This is a genomic window from Bradyrhizobium sp. Leo170, assembly GCF_004296405.1.
GTDB lineage: Bacteria > Pseudomonadota > Alphaproteobacteria > Rhizobiales > Xanthobacteraceae > Bradyrhizobium.
The window spans coordinates 1-1390 of the sequence record NZ_PSRR01000718.1 but is presented as its reverse complement, the minus strand read 5'-3'; the positions used below and the strand labels follow the sequence as shown (position 1 = coordinate 1390).

Below are 1390 nucleotides of genomic sequence, written 5' to 3'. Positions count from 1 at the left end.
CTCTGGAACGGGCGCTGAGCGAGGAGCCGCGTCCCGGGGCAGAGCGAAAGCTCACCGGCAAGGAAGAGGCTCTGCTGGTGGCAACCGCTTGCACCAAGCCGCCTGCGGGCCGTGCCCGCTGGACGCTGGAGCTGTTGGCCGGCGCGATGGTCAAACTCACCGATCATGAGAGCCTGTCAGGCGAGACGGTGCGCCGGCGGCTGGCCGAGAACGGCCTCAAGCCGTGGCGTCGGGACATGTGGTGCATTCCCAAGGTCGATGGCGAATACGTCGCCCGCATGGAAGACATGCTCGACCTTTACGCCGAGGGACCCGATCCCGAGCGGCCGGTGGTGTGCTTCGACGAAAGCCCGGTGCAGCTCATCGGCGAGGCGCGCCAACCAATCCCGGCCGAGCCGGGCCGGCTCGAACGTTACGATTACGAGTATCGTCGCAATGGCACCGTCAACCTCTTCGTCCTGCTCGACGTGCATCGTCCCTGGCGCAAGGTCAAAGTCACCGAGCGCCGTGCGGCAGAAGACTACGCCCAATGCATGCGCGAGCTCGTCGACATCCATTATCCCGACGCCGAGACCATCAGGGTCGTCCAGGACAATCTATCGACCCATTCTGCCGGCGCCCTCTATCAGGCGTTCCCGCCTGCCGAAGCCAGACGGATTTTGCGGCGGCTCGAGTTCCACTATACCCCCAAGCACGCAAGCTGGCTCAACATGGTCGAGATCGAGATCGGCGTCATGCGCGGACAGTGCCTCAATCGCAGGATCGACGACCCCAAGCGGCTGCGCCGCGAAATCGCCGCCTGGGAACGCCAGAGAAATGCCGCACGCTCCCGCATCAAATGGATGTTCACTACCGACAAGGCCCGTTCCAAAATGGGCCGCGCCTATCCCAACGCTTCCAAAGAGTCATAATTACTGTGCAGAGCCACTAGACGAACGTGCGGACGGCTGCTGACGACCGCCCGCACGCCGTCGCGCCGCGAACAGGCTTGGCCCTCACGAGGGTCATTCAATAAGCGACCAAGCCATACCTGGCTCAGCAACCCGCGTGCCAGACAATCTCAGTGCAAGAGAGCCAAAACGGTGCGCTTTCACGCCGAGCCGGCTAACTACTCGCGTTACGCTGGCGGCTTCCGGACAGGCATGTCATCGGTTGGACGCGGCTGGACGCGATCAAGCTTACGTAAGGCATCCGGCTCCTACCTTGGGTGTGTGACGGCGAAGCGCTGTTGGGGCCAGGGATGCAGGATACGGGGTTGAGGAAACCAGTCATCTGCCAACTTCGTCATACGATCCCAAGTGAAGCCGTCTCGTTGGCTACGCCGCCGAAGCGTTCGTCGCCAGAGGTCGGTCACATAATAGCGGAAGGCTGAAAGCGCCCGTCCGTGGGG

At 62.9% G+C, this 1390-nt stretch carries 1 protein-coding gene; it reads left to right on the top strand.

Annotation, left to right across the window (positions count from 1 at the left end; translation table 11 throughout):
• Positions 1–911, top strand: a 911-nt coding sequence (locus CWO89_RS44230; RefSeq protein WP_130584385.1) for an IS630 family transposase, incomplete at its 5' end; no start/stop codon positions are given.
• Between the last annotated feature and the right edge of the window lie 479 nt (positions 912–1390).